This is a genomic window from Pseudomonas sp. HMSC063H08 (assembly GCF_001813645.1).
Classification (GTDB): Bacteria; Pseudomonadota; Gammaproteobacteria; order Pseudomonadales; family Pseudomonadaceae; genus Pseudomonas; species Pseudomonas aeruginosa.
Window position 1 is genome coordinate 1 of the sequence record NZ_KV813572.1, and the last position, 1,807, is coordinate 1,807.

Below are 1,807 nucleotides of genomic sequence, written 5' to 3' on the forward strand. Positions count from 1 at the left end.
TCCATCGCCCCGATCCCGGAAGGTGCCCGTGGCAACGCCAAGGGCTTCGAGATCAGCGAATACAACATCGAGCCGACCCTGCTGGACGCCATCGTCTTCGAAGGCCAGCCGGTGCTCTGCAAGTTCGCCAGCGTGGTCCGTCCGACCCAAGACCGTTTCGGCCGGATCACCAATACCCAGGTCCTCGTGGATCTGCTGGCCGTGGGCGGCAAGCCGGTGGCGCCGACCGCCCAAGCCCCGGCCCGCCCGCAAGCACAGGTCCAAGCCCCGCGCCCGGCCCAGCAGCCGCAGGGCCAGGACAAACAAGACAAGTCCCCGGACGCCAAGGCGTAAGCCGTAGGAGGCCGCGATGCTCCGCTATCTCTCGCTGTTCGCGGTAGGTCTGGCCACAGGCTACGCCTGGGGCTGGATCGACGGCCTAGCGGCCTCCCTGGCTGTTTGAGGACTGATCGCTATGTCAGGCGTTGTCGCTGTGCAGGTGTGTACCGCGTGGACCTCGACCCCCGAGGGCTTCATGGCGTGTCGCGAACTCGCATGGCAACAGGCCTACCTGATTCCGCCAGAGGCCGCTGGATACGTGGACATCCTGGTCAACGGTGGTTTCTCCCCGGAAGCCTTCGGCATCGGTGCCGCTGGCGTCCTGGGATCGTTCGTGACGGGGCTTTTGATTGGCTGGGTCGCGTCACTTCTTCGTAAAGCCAAATAGAGAGGAAACACCATGAAAGCAATGAAGCAACGCATCGCCAAGTTCAGCCCGGTCGCCTCGTTCCGCAACCTGTGCATCGCCGGTTCCGTCACTGCCGCGACTTCGCTGCCGGCCTTCGCCGGGGTGATCGACACCAGCGCGGTGGAATCGGCGATCACCGATGGCCAGGGCGATATGAAGGCCATTGGCGGCTACATCGTCGGCGCCTTGGTGATCCTGGCCGTCGCCGGCCTGATCTACAGCATGTTGCGCAAGGCGTAACGGGTGCTCTGGTCGGTGTGGTTGGGGGCGTTCTTCGCCGGCGCCTTCATCACCGGGTACCGGACCGGCGAATTCTTCTAACCGAACAGACCGAGGCGGAAGCCCCTCCGGAGTTTCCGGCGGGGCTTTTTATTACCCGGAGAAAAGATAAATGAGCATTAAGACATTGATATCTGTCCTGAGGGTAACGCTTCTTACGGCGTGCTTGTTGCCTTCGTTATTCTTTGCTCGGAGTGCTATTGCGGGCCCTTATATATGGGAGGTTGTTATGTACTCCTCCAGTGGCTCTAGCACTCCTGCCGAAGCATGCGAGAAAGCACGGGTTGTTGCGGATAGGTCTCCGGATTGGAACTATACAAGCGCCACGCCCAAGATGAATGGGTTGGATAATTCATATTGTTCTGTTGTGTATGTTTCTCGTAGAGACCCTAGTGTTGTTAATACTTGTGATGACTGCGCTAGCTGGAAGCTTTTTAGAAAGGGGGATCAGTGTGCCAATGCTGATGATACCTACAATGCCTCCACTGGTATTTGTGAGCCGCCGCCCAAGGAGTGTAAGGAAGGCGAACTGTTCCCGGCCAAGGGCCCGGACTCGCCCGTAGTTACCTCGGGAGGCCGTAACTATGTCGGTGACGGCGGCGCCCCGACCGCCTGCTATCAAAGCTGTGAGTATGGCGGCAATCCCAGCCCGGCCAGTTGCTATCTGGTCAAAGGCTCCACCACGACGGGCTTCTGCAACTACATTCTCAAGGGCACCGGCCAAAGCTGCGGTGCCGACTCTTACACCTTCTCCCAGACCGGCGATTCGCTGAACCCGCCCGACACTCCGAACACCGATCC

3 protein-coding genes and 1 pseudogene are annotated in these 1,807 nt (G+C 60.2%); all 4 read left to right on the forward strand.

Annotated elements, in window-relative coordinates:
• Positions 1–333 (forward strand): DNA-binding protein (locus tag HMPREF2924_RS26700; RefSeq protein WP_070700771.1); only part of this gene is annotated, 333 nt, incomplete at its 5' end.
• 121 nt (positions 334–454) lie between these two features.
• The gene (locus HMPREF2924_RS26710) at positions 455–706 is read left to right on the forward strand and encodes a hypothetical protein (RefSeq protein ID WP_003115979.1); all 252 of its coding nucleotides are present in this window, start codon (positions 455–457) and stop codon (positions 704–706) included.
• A 12-nt stretch (positions 707–718) separates the two neighbouring features.
• Complete coding sequence (locus HMPREF2924_RS26715; RefSeq protein ID WP_003125072.1) at positions 719–967, forward strand: major capsid protein; 249 nt, start codon at positions 719–721, stop codon at positions 965–967.
• Between the two features lie 151 nt (positions 968–1,118).
• A pseudogene (locus HMPREF2924_RS36245) lies at positions 1,119–1,807 on the forward strand (attachment protein); the annotation flags it as partial.